Annotated in this window: 13 protein-coding genes; 2 read left to right on the top strand and 11 right to left on the bottom strand. The window is 36.3% G+C overall.

The features are described from left to right. The first annotated feature begins 13 nt into the window (after nucleotides 1-13). Together AC4IF5_RS03820 and AC4IF5_RS03815 are read left to right on the top strand one after the other, a co-directional pair. Nucleotides 14-679, top strand: a complete 666-nt coding sequence (locus AC4IF5_RS03820) for a hypothetical protein (RefSeq protein ID WP_490731833.1) — start codon at nucleotides 14-16, stop codon at nucleotides 677-679. Between the two features lie 2 nt (nucleotides 680-681). After that, nucleotides 682-2,700 (top strand): ParB N-terminal domain-containing protein, encoded by a 2,019-nt coding sequence (locus AC4IF5_RS03815; protein ID WP_490731831.1) that lies wholly within the window; start codon nucleotides 682-684, stop codon nucleotides 2,698-2,700. Between the two features lie 259 nt (nucleotides 2,701-2,959). Here AC4IF5_RS03815 and AC4IF5_RS03810 read toward each other — a convergent pair whose 3' ends face one another. From AC4IF5_RS03810 to AC4IF5_RS03760, 11 genes are all read right to left on the bottom strand, one after another. Next, entirely contained in the window at nucleotides 2,960-3,742 is a 783-nt protein-coding gene (locus AC4IF5_RS03810) for a restriction endonuclease (RefSeq protein ID WP_490731829.1), read from the bottom strand. A gap of 73 nt (nucleotides 3,743-3,815) precedes the next feature. Continuing rightward, on the bottom strand, nucleotides 3,816-4,211 hold the full coding sequence (locus tag AC4IF5_RS03805) for a DndE family protein (protein WP_490731827.1): 396 nt from the start codon (nucleotides 4,209-4,211) through the stop codon (nucleotides 3,816-3,818). Further along, nucleotides 4,195-6,285 carry an AAA family ATPase gene (locus tag AC4IF5_RS03800; protein ID WP_490731825.1) on the bottom strand — a complete coding sequence of 697 codons (2,091 nt, stop codon included), beginning with the start codon at nucleotides 6,283-6,285 and terminating at the stop codon, nucleotides 4,195-4,197. Before AC4IF5_RS03800 ends, AC4IF5_RS03805 begins: the two co-directional genes overlap by 17 nt. A 3-nt stretch (nucleotides 6,286-6,288) precedes the next feature. Next, nucleotides 6,289-7,653, bottom strand: coding sequence for a DNA phosphorothioation system sulfurtransferase DndC (gene dndC / locus AC4IF5_RS03795; RefSeq protein ID WP_490731823.1), 1,365 nt, complete (start codon nucleotides 7,651-7,653; stop codon nucleotides 6,289-6,291). 309 nt (nucleotides 7,654-7,962) lie between these two features. Further along, complete coding sequence (locus tag AC4IF5_RS03790; RefSeq protein WP_490731821.1) at nucleotides 7,963-8,499, bottom strand: hypothetical protein; 537 nt, start codon at nucleotides 8,497-8,499, stop codon at nucleotides 7,963-7,965. Continuing rightward, entirely contained in the window at nucleotides 8,496-9,746 is a 1,251-nt protein-coding gene (locus tag AC4IF5_RS03785; protein ID WP_490731819.1) for a condensation domain-containing protein, read from the bottom strand. Before AC4IF5_RS03785 ends, AC4IF5_RS03790 begins: the two co-directional genes overlap by 4 nt. After that, nucleotides 9,743-11,014 carry a condensation domain-containing protein gene (locus tag AC4IF5_RS03780; protein WP_490731817.1) on the bottom strand — a complete coding sequence of 424 codons (1,272 nt, stop codon included), beginning with the start codon at nucleotides 11,012-11,014 and terminating at the stop codon, nucleotides 9,743-9,745. The genes AC4IF5_RS03785 and AC4IF5_RS03780 overlap by 4 nt, the downstream gene beginning before the upstream one ends. Before the next feature lie 7 nt (nucleotides 11,015-11,021). Further along, nucleotides 11,022-13,424 carry a glycosyltransferase gene (locus AC4IF5_RS03775; RefSeq protein ID WP_490731815.1) on the bottom strand — a complete coding sequence of 801 codons (2,403 nt, stop codon included), beginning with the start codon at nucleotides 13,422-13,424 and terminating at the stop codon, nucleotides 11,022-11,024. Continuing rightward, the gene (locus AC4IF5_RS03770; RefSeq protein ID WP_490731813.1) at nucleotides 13,417-14,199 is read right to left on the bottom strand and encodes an alpha/beta fold hydrolase; all 783 of its coding nucleotides are present in this window, start codon (nucleotides 14,197-14,199) and stop codon (nucleotides 13,417-13,419) included. Before AC4IF5_RS03770 ends, AC4IF5_RS03775 begins: the two co-directional genes overlap by 8 nt. After that, complete coding sequence (locus AC4IF5_RS03765) at nucleotides 14,190-14,489, bottom strand: acyl carrier protein (protein WP_002977699.1); 300 nt, start codon at nucleotides 14,487-14,489, stop codon at nucleotides 14,190-14,192. Before AC4IF5_RS03765 ends, AC4IF5_RS03770 begins: the two co-directional genes overlap by 10 nt. Next, on the bottom strand, nucleotides 14,477-18,742 hold the full coding sequence (locus AC4IF5_RS03760) for a type I polyketide synthase (RefSeq protein ID WP_490731810.1): 4,266 nt from the start codon (nucleotides 18,740-18,742) through the stop codon (nucleotides 14,477-14,479). Before AC4IF5_RS03760 ends, AC4IF5_RS03765 begins: the two co-directional genes overlap by 13 nt. Between the last annotated feature and the right edge of the window lie 3 nt (nucleotides 18,743-18,745).

The raw sequence follows: 18,745 nt of genomic DNA, 5'->3' as shown, positions 1-18,745 counted from the left end.
TTAATAAATCAGTATGATAAATAAGTTTTTGGAAATTGAAGATTTTAATTTGTTTCCACATGAGAGGACTATGGGACGATCTGATAATATTCCAAATAAAAAAGGTATATATGCTTGGTATTTAGATTTTTCTAAATTCAAAAATTTTAATTCTGTTGAAGAGTTTTCTAAAAAATTAGAATTAATTGATAGGTTAATATCAGTCGATGAATTAAATGGCTCAGTAAAATCTTTTTTTAAAAATTATAATGTTAATTTATGTGAAAATAGAATTTTTTTAGATAAATATATTATTGACGATAGTGAAGAAGAAGTTTTTTGGGGAGAAAAAATAAAAAAGTTAAAGATTGAAGATTGTCACAAAATAATGGGATTACTGTCAAACTTCAGTATTCTTGTGAATCCTCTTTATGTTGGTATATCCTCTTCGCTTAAAGAACGCTGGAATCAGCATAGAAAAGCTTTTTTAAAAATTAAACAACTTCAGGAAGATAAAGAAGATATTAATATAATCACTGATTTGGCATTTAAAAGTTTTGGTGGCCGAGTTGCATTAAAAGGTTTTAATTGGGAATATCTTATATTTGCTTGTGTTGAGAAAGATATTGAAAGGAATCTTATCAATGAAACAGAATATTTAATTAACAGATTTTATAACCCTTTATTCGGCCGTAGATAACTATGAGTACAAATTTTGCACAACCATATCAAGCTGAAAAATTCCAACTTTCTATAGCTGGAGATTTTGGTCAATTTTATACAGATAATAAGGCTCCTGTATTTTATATTAATTCATCTTTTAATATTAACGATATTGGAAAGTTAAAGCCAGTAAGAGAAATTTTAGATGTTACAGAAGTTGATTTTGAAGAGCTTGTTCAACGAGATTTAGATGATTTTAGGATAAGGAGAGATATTGCAAACTATTTAACAGATGGAATGGGTTATAAATTTTTTCCACCAATAGTTGTTGCTTTGACTCAACCTGCCGAGGATAAGAAAGCAATTAAAAAATATTATCCTTCATTAAAAACTCGTGTTTATGATGAAGGAGGGTATTCAAAATTTGAAATAGAATTTGATGACTCTTTTTGCATAAGATGGTTTTTAAACGGTAATAGTGAATTAATGTCTTTACCAACTGAATTAAAATGGAAGAATGAGCACACACATTTAATGGCAGTTGATGGCCAACATAGATTGGTCGCTCTACAAGCTATTCGTGGGTTATTAACAAATGATAGACTGAAAAATTTTTATGGTGATACTTCCAATTTTAAAACTAAATTAGATAATCTTACAGTTCCTGTAACTATATTGTTTTTTCCTAATTCTGTTGAACAAATAGGCGAAAATGATTTAGCTAATTTAGGAAAATACTTTCCAAATATTGAATGGAATTTAGAACACAGAACAGATGTAAAACAGATACTAAGAAACATTTTTGTAGATGTTAATAAAACAGCAAGACAACCGAGCAGGTCACGAACAATATTATTAGACGAAAAAGATCTTACTTCTGTGTTCACTCGAAAGATATTTTCGTCTATAAAAAGTGACCTACCTAATGTTTATACAGCTGTTTTAGAGTATAATTCTGCAAATGGGAAAGAAACTCAAATAGAGAAAAATAGATCCATAATTACAACAATAGGGATTGTGAATAATATTTGTGAATTTCTTTTTAAAGATTCACAAACTGATACAGGCTCTAATTTAAGGACTCGCTTGGGGATTGATGAAACACCAGGTATCTTTTCTTCTGAAGAATTTCCAATCGAAAATTTAAAAGCAAATGAGTTCTCTCTCGAACAGAGAAAGGCATGCGAAGTATTATTCGAGCAAAAATGGTTGAATCCTTTCCGAAAATTTTATACAAGTTTAGAACCATTTCAATTGATGATTAAATTGGTCGAGGAATCATATCAGATATTTCAGGAAAAATCACAAAATTCAAATCTTACTTCTAATGAATTTGAAGCATACAAAGTTTTATTTGGAGGAAGTGAAGATAGATTTATTCTCGAAAATCTTGCTAAAAATCCAACACAGACATCAAGTAAGTTATCTCTGAAAATATTAAAAGAATTTGAAAAAAATATTAAGGATAATGTTTCCAATTTTAGTACTTTTTATACATTAATGTTCCAAAAAGGTTTTTTTGAAGCATTGTCAGAGCTTATACAAAATAATTTTTTTGAAAATGACCACTTCCTAAATGAAACTGAATTAGAAAATGTTATAAATCAATTTAATTATTTTATAATAACTTATCCTCAAAATTCATTTTTTGATAATAGTACCCCATTATATAAAAATATTATAGGATCAAAAGCTAGTCCTGAAGGATCTAAATATATTAAATCTTTATTAATTCTTATATTTTTGAAATTCGGAAAGGAAAATAATAAGTTTATAACTGAAAACGAAACGAATAAAAAACAAATTGAAAGTTTATCGCAACGTGAAATTGATATTTTATCTGAACGGATCAATGATTCTTTAAAAAGGGAGTTTGATTCTCTTACTGAAAATAAACAAAGAACATTAGATATAAAAAGTAAAAAAGAGTCAGGGATTGAAAAGACAACTATAGAGGTGTTGGAAGCAGAATATACTACAAGTAAATTAACTTATGTTGATGAAAATGCTAAGCCACTTAAGGCGAAGCTTAAGAGCCTTATAAATATAAGTGAATAAACTTCTAATCTAATATAAGATTCGCTATAAAAATAAAATAAGATAGAGTTTTTTCTTAATAGGAGACACCAGAATATAAGTAAGTAAGGAGACCTTTTTGGTCTCCTTTTCCGTATATCTAAAAGCTTGCAATTTTGTAACTTTGATGACATCCAGCTGGGCTCTATACCAGGAGATTCTCGGATGTTTTTTTGTAATCAGATTCTTTAATACAGGCTTAATATTGTGGAATTTCCTTCAATTATATTATTTATAATTATCATTTTTGCAAAATTAGGTCTAAAGCATTTGAATATATAGGAAGTTCAATTTTTTCTACACCAAATTCTTTTTCCATCATTAAATCAACAATACTATTTCCATCAATTAAAATAATGGGAACAGCTCCTGATTGCAATGATGAATCCTTTGCTTCTTTAGAAAACTTAGAGGTTGTGAAGAAAATGCCTTGTTGATATTTACCTTGTATATCTCCTCGAAATTGGCTAACCTTTGGCCGACCCACAGTATTTATCCAACGTTTGCATTCAAAAGCGACTAGCATTGTTGCAATACCTATTTTAAGCTCACCATACCCATCAATACCTCCATCTTTGGTTTTTTGAGTTATTTTAACATTTTTAAACCCGTAGACAGATAGTAGTTTTCTGCAAAATTCCTCAAAATCTTCAGGTTCAATATTAGAAAGTTGGCTTAATATTAATTTTTTTAATGTGTGATTATATTTCTTTTGAAGTTCTACTATTTCGTCGTAGGGTAGTCTTTCTTTAGGTAAATTTTTATTCTTATGCTTAGATATATAAGGTTTATCTTTAAACCAAAAAGTTCCATCCTCAAGAAATATAAAATACTTTACTTTACGAGAGGATGGAAAATTTATATTTTCACTTTGACGTCTAAGAAGTGTGCGAACGATGTGTTCAGGGTTATCAGATTTGAAATTATATAGTTGATTTTCTATAATCTGAAGGTAAATTTCTTTTACACTAAGAGGCTTATTTTCTTTTTCGAGAACTTCGAAAATTGCATCTTTAATTTTCATTTATGGTTTATCGTTTTTCCAAATTTAGAAAAACGAGATAATATAACCAATTTATTGAATAATAAAGTTTTACTTAATGTAATATTTGAATTTTTTCAGAAATTAGTTCCACTAAAAAATCAAAACCATCAATATTATTAGCTTTCTGTAATTCTTCATTAATCAATTGCAATCCATTGTCTATATGCAATTTAATATACTTCCCAAGGTCCTTGTCTGTCTTATAAATACCATAATGAGTACAAACTAATCCAACATATATATCATCATAATCCCCAAATAAAACAGATCGAGAGTATTCTTTACCACCAGAGTCAGAAAGGGTATTTAAATCTAGCTTATAATTTAGTGATAAGGAATAAGATAAAGCCATACGTGCTATGATATTTTCAGTACCTAAATTCAATCTTCTTGTAAGTTGGGCAACTATATCTTTATTGGCTTTATTAGTTTTAATTTGAGTGAACATAGTTGCTGTCTTTTTTAAATTCGTTAAATAACTGATCTGTCTTAAATGACTTCAATGACGATGCTCCTTCAACATTATCGATCATATACACTTTATTCAAATAAGGTTTAAGATATTCATATTCTATTTCTGAAAGCTCCTTTTCCAATAATGGGAATAAAACCACTTGTTCAGAAATAGAAGGGTAGAACTCTTTAATAATGTTTTGTGAGTGAAACTTATCAAACTTTTGTAAAGGACTATCAATAAATACAGGGAATTTAATTCCTGATTCATCTACTAGTGCTTTTAATAAAGCTGTGGCATACAATTGCTGTTCACCTTTTGATAGGGACTCTTTGTCTATGATATTATTATTGACATCTAATAAATCAATATCCATAATGTCATCTTGCACATTTACTTTAACATTTCTGATAAAGTTGTTCTTATGCATTAATTTTTTCAATCCTAATAAGATGGACTTCTGTAAAGAGTACTTTTTATCTTCTTTTATTCTCTTTATAATAACATTGATTTTGTCTAAAAGATTCTGAGTAACCTCACTTTTTGCTAAATCGGCCTCAATTAATTTAAAATTCTTTTCAAATTCAGAAAGTATTTTATGATTACTGGTTAATTGAGTTTCTAAAGTAGCAATTTCTTCATTAAGAGCACCTTTTTCTTCTGATAAGGCAATGATTTTTTTATCCGATTTAGATTTCTCTTCTCTCAGTTTTTCTGCTACTGCATTGTCTTTTCTGGCTTCTGCTTGTTTGATCTTGTGAAATACCCTAGAAATAGCTAAACGATTATTTTTTTCCTCTTTAACAATATCTTGAAATTGTACACTAAAGCCTCCTTTAATATTGTCAATAACAGCCTTAATTTCTCTTCTCTGTTCTGAAGAAAAATCCAGTAGAACCTTTGTCTCATTTTCTTTAGAAGTGTTAAATGAGCCAAGAGTATCTTGAATGGTTTGAACTACTTGTTTACTTTTGTTGTTTTCAATACCTAATTCTTTCAACTTTTCAATAATTGATTGATAAAGCTTTAAGTTTGAAATAAGATCAATATTTAATGGATTATTCGACGCTTCTTCAATGTCAATCTGATTTTCTAATTCAATGAGCTTTTTACCAGCTAATACAATGGGAACAATATCCAACATTTTTTTTAGCCTCCCTTTAATTTCATCAGATTTGACTTTTAAGTTATGGTATTCGTCTTTAAGTTCTTTCAATTCTTCTACAGTAATACCATTTCCTTCTCGGATTAATTTTTCCTGTAAAGCTTCACTTTGTTGAGTATTTAATAAAATTTCTTTTTCAATTTCATCCCTTTTACTTTGACTAATTGTAATGAGCTCTTGAATCTCAGTCTCTTTATCCAATAATTTCTGTAGCCTTTCTTGTTGGTGTGGTTTTGCACCGTTTCTTCGAAGTTTAATAAGTAATGTTTCTAGATTCTTTTTTAAATCCTCATACTTTTTTATTCCTAATACTTCTGAATAGGCTTTACTAAGATTTTTTAATTCTGATTTTGTTTTGGCTTCTGCAAGGGTAACGATCTTTTCAGCATCAAAGAAAAAGAATTTAGCGATTTCACGAGGAAGAATGAAGTCGTTGATAAATACTTCATAACCAACTTCTTTTGTTAATTCGTTTTCAACTCCATCAATTAGAATATTAACTTCTTCTATATCATTTTTAAGATTAAAAGATCTTTTTATTAGAACTGATTCACTAGGCATAGAAGGTATATTTAAATCTTCTAATTCGATCTCCATAGATAGAATAGGATTGATATTTTTATTTTCTTCAAACTCAGTTTTAATATCTCTATTGAGAAGGGTTAACAAGAAATTTTCATACCCTCCAGAATTACGAACATCACGTTTGTATTTTTCTTCAACTTCAACCATCATTTTGCCATAAAAACACCAGATAAGTGAAGTTAAAAAGGTTGTTTTTCCAAAACCATTTTTACCTGCTACAATATTGATGTTTTTTGAAGAATTAGCAGAAGAAAAATTAATTTCATTTTCCCCCTTATATATTCTAAAATTATTAAATTTTATTTTTCTAATCTTCATACTTTATTTCTTTTCAGGCATTGCAAATTTCTCAATTCTTCTTTCGATGTCATTATGCAGACCATATTTAGAGATCAATAACGTTTTAGTTTCCTGTAGGGAAATTAAATTATCAATAAGATTATAATAACCCATATCATTTTCACAAACCTCACGGATGATTCTTTTTTCAGTATGGTCTAATGCTTTAATGTTATTAGTGCTTATATCCTTACCATATATTTCTTTATAAATTCCACCAACAGTATGATCAAAAAACATGTCTCTATTCCAAATAACCTGAATAGCAATTAGTTCTTGATTATTGATAAGAGTAATATCTGGTCTTTCTTTTTGGATTTCTTTTTGAATGGTTAATAGATCTCTTAAAATTTCTTTTCGATACATAATATTGTAAGTACCGTTATTTTCCCCATCTTCATTTATTGCAATTTGTCCATTTCTTCTGGTATCCATCCTGTTTTCAGGAAGATTACGATTTTCTACTAATCTATTTCTGAAATCTAATAATGGCTGCATCCAATTCCTACCATTGCTAACCAAACCACTCATTGATTTATCATTCTTTACAACAGTACAAGTCCAACACCCAAATCTACTTTGTCCACATGAGGTATGTTTTTTATCTGTAACTACAGTAGGACATTCATAATCATCCGCGCTTGCATCTGCATAGATTTGAAATAAAATAGAATTATCAAATCCCCAAGGTGAAGGAACAGCATTAATGACATACCACACTTCTTCCATCATCATTTCTTTGATAGGAGCATAGGTGTAAGTGTTTGGTGATGTTTTATGTTTAGATAATCTTCTTCCTGTAACCTCATGTTTTCTTATTGAGCGTTCTCTCGTTGCACTTTCATCATAGCGCGTTCCTAATAGTACAATCGCTTCACCCATTTCATCCACTTGATCTAAAAGAAAACTTGAAGTTGGGCGTATTTTCAATTTATCTGTACACCATCTGAATGAATTATTTGGAACAGGATATCCTTTTCCAATGACATTAATCCAAAAAGTTTCTTCTAGCTTAGGAGTTGTTCTTTTTACAAAAATTGGCAAATCCTGATTTCTAGCTTCTTCATCTATTCTTTTTAGCACATCCTGTACATAATCCGCAAGAATTGGATTTTCAACCATTGTATCATTACACACAACATGTACCTTTCTTTTTAACTGAAAAGGATGTGGTAATTGCTCTCTGATCCTTTGTAAAGCAATCCATACTAAGGTTAATAATACCGTTGAATCTTTACCGCCACTAAACCCAATCACCCAAGGTCTTTCAGTTCTATCTGCATAGACATATTGATCTATAATTTGATCAATAATCCCTTCTATTTTTTTGCTTTTTATATGTTGCATTTTTAGTTTCGACAATATTTATCCACGTAAAATTCTTGTCAAATTTAGCAAAATAACATTGAATTATTGGTAAACAAAATCTATAATAAACATAATCTATTAAGTGTAAAGTATTTGTGTTTTAATTAATTGAAAAGAGTATAATTATCTGATTAGATAGCAGAGGAAAGATTTAAGAAATTATTTAAATGAAAAATATTAAGATGTTAATTATGATAAAAAACTGTAAATAATTTTTTGAACAAATTTATTCTGTACTAAAAAAATATTCTCCTTACGAAAAAAGAGGATTTATATTGTAAATTGTTGTTAAGCTATTATCTCAATTCTCCTACACATCCACCTCCTCAACCTCCACACCGGCAAATACACAAACACCACAGACAAAATCCCAGCCAGTGTTCCCACAACAACAGCCATTGCCGTAGCATCCAGCTTATAATCCTTAGAAAAATTATACTGCCCTAAAAAAAGCATCGCTAAGACCAAAGAACAGGTAATCACGCCATGCAGAATACTCAGCTTGGTCATTAACTTTTTAATATTTAACTGTTCATCCACGGTAAACTCAATGGCGCCTTGTCCGGCGGCATCGGTTACTCTTTTGATGATGTCTATGGTGAGGACAATGGGGAGAAATAGGGCCATGGGTAGGGTAAGGCGGGCCAGATTCTGTTCGCCGGAAAAAAAATGGGTGTAGCCTAATTCTTTGAAGCTGGCATAGGCGATGATGAAATTGAAAAATACATTCGGAAGGACATAATAAATCGTACGCTTGATGAGAAAGCGTTTAAGGGTGGTTTTTTTGAGCTTTTTAGGTGGCTTCGGCTTAAATTTCAATTTCATGAGGTGGTCATTAGCGCTATGGCTTTCTCTTTTATTTTGGCGGCTTCCGCTTTGGGAAGGAAGTCTTCGTTGGACAAAAATATAAAATCCATCTGATGATTGTACGTACTCGCTACCAAAGTGTTTGAGTTCAGCCATGGGAAGGCTACCGTTGGGCTGAAAATGGTTTCAATGCTGAAGTTTTTGTAATCGTTCGGGATGTTGATCCTGCCCATATTGGATAAGGTCACATCATGGCCGCCATTGCTTGATTTAAGCATGGAGATCATACGGTCCACAATCGGGTGCATCTGTTCACCCATCCACAGCAGTTCGCGGGCTTCCATTTTTCCTATTTTCTGAACAAGGTTTTCCTTGATGTGCTTGGCATTGTTCAACAGATCTGAGCTTCCTTTTTTAATCGCAAGATCAACCGTTGGTGCAAAGGCAAATAAATGATCTTCTTTGATCTCCGGAATAAAATGACGCACATCTACCGGACTAATGACTTTCCCTTTGGCATCTTTCCCTTTTACTTCCTGGAATGCCTGCATAAACGCAGAACAAAGCAAAGCATGTACGGAAACGCCATTGGTTTTACATCTTTCAGTGATGTGAGCTGTGGTGGCCGGATCCAGTTTTTGGTGAAGCACATAGTTGTGTCCAAGATTTCTCTTTTTGCTTTTTTGCTGTAGCAGAAAGAAGAATCTGGCAAAGGTCAGATATAATTTAGCTTTGAATTTTTTACTTTTTACATTAAAGTTAGAAGGTAAAAATTCATCTACAGAAGTGAAAGGCTCATAAGGCTCTAATTCTAAAGCAGGGTTGTCCAAAAGTTGAAGCAGTTCCTTCATTAAAGTCACTCCTGTGGTTCCGTCTGAAATACAATGGGGAATAGTCCAAAATACTTCAGAAACATCCTGTCCTCTTACCCAGACTACACGGGCTAGCGGTGTTTTTTCTTCCTCAAATAAGATTTTCCATTCTTTTTGAGATTCTGTCAACCAGTCCTGGTCTGTTTTTCTTTCTACGATGCGGAGTGGGATAGGAGCAATCTCTTTTTCTTCTATAAAGAAAGGATATTTCTCACTTTTAGAGTCTATAACCACTCTTAATAATGCATGTTTCTGCTGGATTTTTTCCAGAGCAGTTTTAAAATTCTGCTCCGGAAGTTCTCCTTTTATTTTGGCTGCAAATATACAGTTTACGGGCGTTTCGGGATCTACATACATGATCCTTTCCACCATCATTAGTTTTCTTTTGATCATGATACAGCGATATATTCCAGTTGAGTTTTAATGATCTTCATAACTTCATCACGAATGGCTAGGGCATCGGTATAGGGTAAATATCCTTCACTTCCTACAAATGAAAAATCCATTTTCCCACGGTACGTTGAAACTACCATTGTTGTTGTATTCCCCAACGGACCAATGACCGAAGGACTGAAAATAGTATCAACACTAAATTCTTTATACTCATGAGGAATCTGAATGCGTCCCAGATTGGAAAACATACAGTCGTTAGACGATTTTCCGTTCTTTAAAAGTTTGGTGAAATTATTCAGCGCATCATGTCCGGATTCCATCACCATCATGGTAATATAAGGGTCAAGTTTAGAGGTTTTACGCTCTACAGAAGCCTGCATCGTATGTAAATTCTCTATAAAGCTCAGTTTTTCATTAGCAGAAACTACGATCATCAGCCCAAAAGCAAAAATATGATCGTTCTTCACCTGGGTAGCAAAACGTCTGATGTCTACAGGACAAGAAACCTTGTTGAAAGCTCCGGTTCCTTTTACTTTTTTGAAAGCCTGAAGCAAAGCAGCACTTAAGAAGGTGTTCACCGTAACACCATTGGATTTGCAGTAGGAAATCAGTTGTTGGCTTACCGTTTCATCCACTTTCCAATGAAGCAGATAGTCATCCTTACGATCAATTGATTTTTTACCCGTAGGAATCACCTTAATGGCTGTAGCCGCTAATCTTCCGATGAATTTGGCTTTTAATTTTTGCTTTCGGCTGTTTAAAATATTCGCAGGAACCACATCCTGAATACCTAAAATAGGACTTTCTATTCCAATATCAGCTTTTGGATTATCCAATACTTTTAAAAACTCATACAGAAAGGCCATTGCAGAACCACCATCACATAAACAATGGTGGAACGCAAATAGCATGTCAGAAACATCTTCCCCCTTGATCCAGACAAACCGGATAAGAGGCAATTTTTTAGGATCGAATAAAGTATTCCATTCCCTTTTGGATTCTTCCTGCCATTGATCTTTTCCTTTTCTGGCAATAATTCGTACCGGAATGGAGATCGGGTTTTCAGGAACATCAAACCATGGGATATTTTTATCATCGTGAGCAATAAGGGCTCTTAACCACGGATGTTTTTGCTGGATCTGAGCCAAAGCCTGCTGGATATCCTTCAATGTAAAGGTGCCTCTGAGCCTGAAAGGGATCACCGCATTGAACGGTTCTGTTCCGTCTCCCAGTAACATTCGCTCACCAAATAACAATCTTCTTTTCATAGGCTTATTATACTGAAGCTAATGTGGAATGTTCCTGTACAAAGTTTTCCAGCAATTCTACCGCTTTATCATTACCTCCGGCAAGATTGAAGGTATTTCGAACCTCCTGAGCGGCAGCTCTGTATTTAGGATTTTCCAGTAATTCAAAAACAGTTTCACGAAGCGCCTCTACACGCAGTCTCTTGTATCGGATGCTGATTCCGCAGCCTGCCTGCTCAATTAATTTCGCAATATGGAAGTGGTCATAAGCAATAGGCGTGATCAACATCGGTAATCCGTTACGGAAAGTATCGTTTACGGTATTGAAACCTCCGTGGCAAATGACCATATCCATTCTTTGCATCACTGCAGATTGAGGCACAAAGCTGTTCACGATAAAGTTCTCCGGCCATTCTTCAAAGATTTCCGGTGGAGTAGCGGCAATTACCGTTACTGGCTGATCTTTAAATGCAGCAATGATCTTTTCAAAGAAAGCTTTTCTGATGTCTACCAACAAAGTTCCTAGTGATACGAAGATCTTTGGAGTGGTAGAAGCATTTAATTTATCCCAGTCAAAAGGAGCATCGTTGGGACGACCTTTTACAGGGCCTACAAATTTCATATGGGATGGTACAGTATCAAAACCGGCAAAGGCTTGTGACGTAAATACCATATTCAGTTTATGCGAATGGATGTAAATACCTTCCTCATGAATGCCTACTTCTTTTTGCAGGTCTTTGATGAGGTTTTGCTGCCATTCCCAGATTTTAGGAGCACTTTTTTCAGTATCTCCCATCACGTCCGGTGGAACAGGGGTAGTAGTTACGCAAGGAATATTGTGTTTGTGAGCGAAAAGCGCACCTCCGAAAGTGATACAGTCATTCACGATCACATCAGGCATCCAGCTTTCTGTTAATCGGGTTAATCCCGGCATCATCATTTTAGCGAAAGGAATATATGTTTCTTCCAGTGCTAATTTCATCACTTCAGGACCTGAACAAGCCGGTCCGTCATCCTGTCTTTTTAAAATACGGGCGATTTCTTCCTGATACGGAATAAGATCTTCTTCAGGATAGAAGTAAGAACCTCCTTCCGGAATATGTTTGCTGTCTAAAGGCGTAATTCCGAACCATTTTACTTCATGGCCACGGGCAATCAGACTGGCGCCCACACTTAATGTAGGGCTCACATGTCCGAAAAACGGCGGAACAACGAATAAAAATTTAGATGGTTTTTCCGGTTTTGAAGTCTTTGTGATGGCTTCTTCCAATAAATTAGCGGCTGTAGATGCACCTCCTGCTTCCACAAAAGATTGTCCTACTTTTTGAGCTGCCTCACGATAGCCCGGGTTATTTAAAATTTGTTGTACTGCCTCTCTCAGATGATTGGCTTTAAATCTGTTGAAATTAAGTCTTTCACCTGCTTCTGTACGCACTACACGTCCTGCAACATGCGACTGGTCATACGCAATAGGAATGACCACCAAAGGAATCCCGTTGGATAAGGTTTCAGAAACGGTATTATGACCGCCATGGCAAACCACCCCATCAAGATGAGGCAATAGATCCAATTGAGGAACCTGCTGATAGACCATAAAATTATCCGGCCATTGCTCGAAAAGCTGTGGATCAGAAACTACAACAACGGTTAAATCTTCATCTTTAAAAGCATCAATAACCTTTTGGAAGAATGCTTTTTTATGATCGTGATCGAAAGTAGTTCCGATGCTTACTAAAATCTTTTTGTTGGTGGCATTTTTCAATCTGTCCCAATCAAACTCACAAGAGATACGACGCTCGGTCAGAACGGGTCCCGTGAATTTATACTGAGGTTCCAGATCTTCCATTTCCCCAAAGAAATAATTCGAGGTTAAAACAAGGGTTAAAAGATCTGAAGTGGCCAGAGAGCGCTCTCCATTAAAGCCTAGTTCTTTCTGCAGATCAATGATCTGATTCACTTCCCATTCGTGAACTTTTGGCAGCTCATTCATGATTTTAATGGCAGCCGGAGCCGTAACGGAAGTCGCACAAGGAATTCCTAATGCTTTGGCAGCTACCGGAGCCGCAAATAACTGATGATCACCGATGATTAAATCGGGTTGGTATGTTTTTAATAAAGCAACAATTCCATTATAGCAATGTCTGTTCAGTGGAATAAGAACTTCTTCGTAAAGGAACTTCACACTGTCGATTCCGTAGACTACTTTTTTGGAGATAATATCTAGATACTGTTCGCTTTCTTTCTTTTCTGCGTCGGTCTGATCATACTGGATCAGTAATAATTTTCCGCCATCGGGAAGTTTAGCCTCTAAAGTAGGGTCAAGGCTGATCCATGCTACTTCGTGCCCTCTTTCCAACAGCGTAGTACCGATGCTTAGGGTAGGATTGACATGTCCTGTCAAGGGTGGAACTATAAATGCAAATTTAGCCATGGTTCTTCGTTAAAATATTAGATAAAAACTGAGCGATCGTCTCTGCGATAAGCTGAGGTTCCTGAATCGGAATATTGTGATCGCCGGAGATTAATTCAAGTTCGGATGAACCGATTTGAGCCTGCAGCCACTCTCCTGTAGGTCTGCAGTTGGAATCAGCACCATAAAGCAATAAAGTGGAAGCAGTCAATCCATTGAAATCGGCTTCGCCAAGGAAATGTTTTTCCTTAATCATATCTGCTTTGATGCTGGTTTGATTAAACAGAAACTCATACATACGATGGTTCTTTTCCATTTGTCTTTTGCCCATCTGCACTTTGGTAGTATCTGTAAAATTGGCTACATAATGCTCAAGGAATTCTTTGCTGTATTCATCAATGATATTACGGGCTTTTTCGTCCTGAGGATCCGGAGCTTCCATCACCACCAGCTGATTGATACGATTAGGATATTTTAATGCTGTTTTTAAAGCAATAAGACCTCCGAAGCTATAGCCTACAAGATGTACTTTTTCCTGTTGAAGGTGATCTATTAAACCCATCAGATCGGATGACATGTTTTCAAGGTCGTACCCATCCAAAAAGCGTTCACTCATACCGTGACTTTTCAGATCGTACATCACCACATGGAAATGTTTTGCCAGAATAGGGGCAATATTAAAATAATAAATGGACAGGTTACTGAACATACCGTGGATTAAGACCACGGTTTGTTCGGCTCCCTTATTGAGTTCCTGTATATGAACTTGTCTGTTATTGACAGTGATTATTGGCATTCGTAGATATAATTGATGATCATACTAAGGTCAAGATTAATAAGCTGGTCAAGATCCATAGAAGATAACCAGCCTGTAAAGTCGATCTGATCGCCAAAATGCGCCTTGATCTTTTCTGAGAAAGAGACAATCTCAATGCTGTCCATTTCAAGATCTTTGGTGAATGAACTTTCCGGAGTAATGTCCATCTCCTCTACAAATTCAGCACCTATCACTTCAGTAATAAAACCTTTTAATAAAGTAAAAAGTTCCTCGTGGTTCATTTTTAATGTTGCGTTTACAGTGTCCATCCGATAATATAATTTTTATGTTTAATAGTTTTGATTTCAGTATTGTTGATCCACAAGTGATCGTCTTTTATTTGTTCGACTTCGAAGGCTTTTGGATTTCCTTTCAATCCGGTTCCTAAGAATTTTCCGTAGGCTTCCTTCGCTACCCAGAAACGGGTGGTCCATTCTGCCTGATCTTTTCCTTTTAATAAGGCTAATTCATTGTCTGTAAATACCAGATCATAGAATCCTTCGCTGCGTTCTTCCATGAGTTCCATATCGATTCCTACAGATTTTCCATATCTCGCAATCCCCACAGCTTCTTTCCCTTTGTGAGCGAGTGAAATATGAATGTCTTCTGTAAAATCACTGATGAGGTAAGGCTTCCCCACTTCATCGGAACGGATCTCAAACGTGATCGGGAAGCAGGCATGATTCTTTTCCTGACGAAGAAGGTTTCTTACGGCATCTTTCACGGCAACACGGCTTACCATCCAGTTTTTCTTCTTGTTCGGTAATAATTGCTGATGATGCTGTTTTTCCGTTTGGTTGAAATATCTTTTCAGGATAAAATCCCATGAAGCTACTCTGGTATAGGCCTGGTGGAAGAAGAATACTTCAGGAGCAATCTCTTCAGAAAGACGGTTATGCAATGGCGACATGGAAACATTCCATAGCGCGGCATCAATTTCCAGTCTTCTGTTCTGCCAGCCTGTGATGGCACACCATACTTTACCGTCTCTTTTCAGGATGATGTCTGCAATGGCAAATTCATTATTAAGCTCGGTAAGCATACAGGTGCATTCAAAAATACCTTCCTGATCGTGCATGTCTCCGAAGAATTCAATATCTCTGATCTTCACCGGGAAGGCGATACGGTCTTTCACCAAGGTAAGCTGTAACCAAAGCCCGAATAACTGTCCGGCATTATCCAATAGAGATCCTTTTCCGCCGTTTCCTTTAATTTTTCCTATGATTCCTTTGGTTCCAATCGCTGAAACTTCAGTAATTCCCTGGTATTTTTCCCCATGGAACATGTGGGCGTCATAGATTTCTTCAGGGGTTCTTTCAATCGGTAAAAGATCACCAATGGAAAGATTGAAGGTTGGAGTAGGAACAGGACCTGATTTTAGAGTGACTTCTGCATTAGCAAAGTTCTCAATATCCAGATAGGCATGGTTTTCTCCACGCCATTGTCCTTTCACAGTTTTCTCAAAAGGCTGCGCTACGTTCATCCATTGGAATACACTTACGTTCATAATTTTATGAACCAATGTTCCCGGGATTTCTGCTTCTGCAATTTCTGCCAGCTGTTCAAAGATCATGGTCATCGGAATGACCGGTTCCATATCCGCTACATGAGCCCATCCTTTAGGCTGTCTCAATAAGCTGTGATCGATCAAGTACGGGTGACTTTCCAGTGTTACGTACAGATTTTTTGAGAAGGTTGTACTTCTCGGTGCTTGTGGAGCATCATATTGTGCTACAGGAGCAACCTGAGCAGGACGTGGAATTGTAATCTCCGGGCGGTTTTGGAATAAAGTAAGAACTTCTTCCTGCATCCGGATCATATCATTAACATTGTCCTGGAATGCCTGTACTAGCGGATGACCACTTTTGGCAGTCATGGCTGAAGCTGAGGCAGTGTATTGTTTTGGTGTTTCAAAGGCTTGAGCTAAGGCTTTTACTTCTTTAAAATTTCGGATAATAGGTGATCCTAATTCCAGTTTAATGCCTTTTCCTGATGATTTTTTTGATTGCTGTTGAAGCTCTAAAAAGTCAAGAGCAATGGTTTTCCCTTCTACAAATAACGAAGCCACAACACGTTGTAACTGCGCCAATGCAGAACGGGTAGGAACGCTGGAAGGAATGGTACTGAATGCTTTTCCTTTCAAGGTATCATCAATAAATCCAATTAGACCACCAGTACCCACCTGAATGAACACTCTGGCTCCTTCTTCATATAGTTTATCTGTCAGCTCACGGAAACGAACAGGTTCAACCAAATGCTCTGCACTTAGCTTTCTGATCGCCGCCTGATCTGCAGGATAAGGTTCTAAAGTAGTTGCAGACCATAGCGGGATCTTCGTTTTCTGGAACTGTGCTTTTTCCATTCCGGCAAGGATTACATCCAGTTTATCAGCGATAAAAGGAGAGTGGAACCCAGATTGGAACGGCAGTACCTGATGGAAGATCTGTTTTGATTTTAATTGCGAAACCAATTCATCCAATGCAGCATTGCTACCACAAAGAATCACCTGATTAGGACAGTTGTCGTTAGAAATATACAGGTCTGAAATTTCAGAAATAAAAGGCTGTACTACCTCAATTCCGGCTCCGATGGCAATGAATTTGGAATCTTTTAGTTCAAAAGTTTCCGGATTCAATACATCGATTAAGGCTTTTACGGAATTGGCTTCTGCAAGCTCTGATGAATACCCTGCCAGCCATTCTCCTAAGCTGTGCCCTGCATTCATATCCGGGATGATGCCCAGTTTTTTCAATGAATTGTCAAGGATACTACAGTTGTTAAAGATGTTTAAAGCATCAGTTAAAAGCCCTTCACCTTCAGTTTCTATAGGCGCTGTTAATCCGAAATAACGGCTAACGCTGTCTACTTCACCTTTTGCCAGACCATCTAAACCAGGGAATACAAAGGCTACTTTACCGCCATCTTTTAATAACGGGGTAGAAGTGTACCAAATGTCCTGTTTATTTTTCCAGATCAGGTTTTTAGAAACGATTTTAATCGCTTTTTCTACTCTTGCAGGCGTAGGATCGAATATGGCTACTCTGAAATCTCCTTCTCCTAAAGTGGCATCATTATTTTGTAATGCAGACAATAATTCGGCATGAGTCGGTCTTGCCAATAGCAATACTTTGTCTTTTTTCGGCATATCATAGCCTTCAAGAACAACGTGAGCATTGATTCCTCCAAATCCGAAAGCGTTTACCGCTGCTACTTTTGGCAGTCCGGTTTTTGACCAGTTTTTAGCTTCCTGTACGGGTTCAAATCTTGTATTCTGCATGTCAGCAGTAGGATTCTCACAATACAATGTTGGTGGTAAAGTATCATGGTGTAAAGCCAGACAGGTTTTAATCAATCCTGCAATTCCTGCAGCCGGCATCGCATGTCCGATATTGGACTTTACAGACCCGATTCCTGCTACCGGAGTAGCTTCTTCTTTCCCAAAGAACTGTGCTAAGGTCTGAAGTTCTGTTTTATCTCCAAGCGGAGTTCCGGTACCATGGGCTTCAAGGTAACCTACTTTATTTTTATCCAGATCAGCATTGATCCAGGCTTGTTCTAAAGCTTTCAGCTGACCTTTTACGGACGGACTCATAACGCTGGTTCCGTTACCGTCACTGCTTACGCCTACACCTTTAATCACTGCATAGATTTTATCCTGATCGCGAACGGCGTCTTCCAATCGTTTTAACACGACGAAACCACAACCTTCCCCAATCAGCAATCCATCAGCATCCCTACTGAACGGCTTGATCTTTTCCTGGCGGGACATGGCGCCCAATTGAGCAAAAATACTCCAGAAAGCAGCATTTTGTCCGGTGTGTACTCCGCCGGCGATCATCATATCGGAACGTCCTCTTTGAAGTTCCTGTACGGCATGATCTACAGCGATTAATGCACTGGCGCAAGCGGCGTCAACGGTAAAAGCAACGCCTCCAAGATCAAAACGGTTGGCTACCAATGAAGCTACCAGATTAGGAATTAATCCCATGGCGGTATCGGCAGCGAAACGTCCTTTGCGCTCCTGAAAAGCATGCTTTACTTTTTCGATATCAGCAGAAGATACCTGAGGTAACAGTTCCTGCAATAATGAGGAAATCTGTTCTCCGGTTCTTACAATTTCAATGGCACGGGTAGCTCCCGGCCCGGTATAGTTTCCTTTCCCGATGATAATTCCGGTCTTTTCAAGGGAAGTATTCTTTTGAAATACTCCGGCATCCTCTAAAGCTTTCTGAACTAAATCAAGGGTCAGTAAATGATCAGGTTCTGTTCCTTCCACGGCAAGGGGTAAAATCCCAAAAGTGGTAGGATTGAACTCATAATCAGGAATAAACCCGCCTCGTTGGCAATAGAAACGATCGACAGGGTTGGTGGCATCGCTAAAATGCACCGGATCTATCCTATCTGCCGGAGCGGATTGGGTAGAATCTACTTTATTGACAATATTCTGCCAAAAAGTTTGAGCATCCTGCGCCCCGGGAAAGACGCAGGATAGTCCAACTACAGCAACATCTGTTTTTTTCATGCT

The sequence above is a fragment of the Chryseobacterium sp. UF-290 genome (assembly GCF_058245615.1).
Note: the sequence above shows the minus strand (reverse complement) of the source record. Positions and strands in the feature narration are given on the sequence as shown.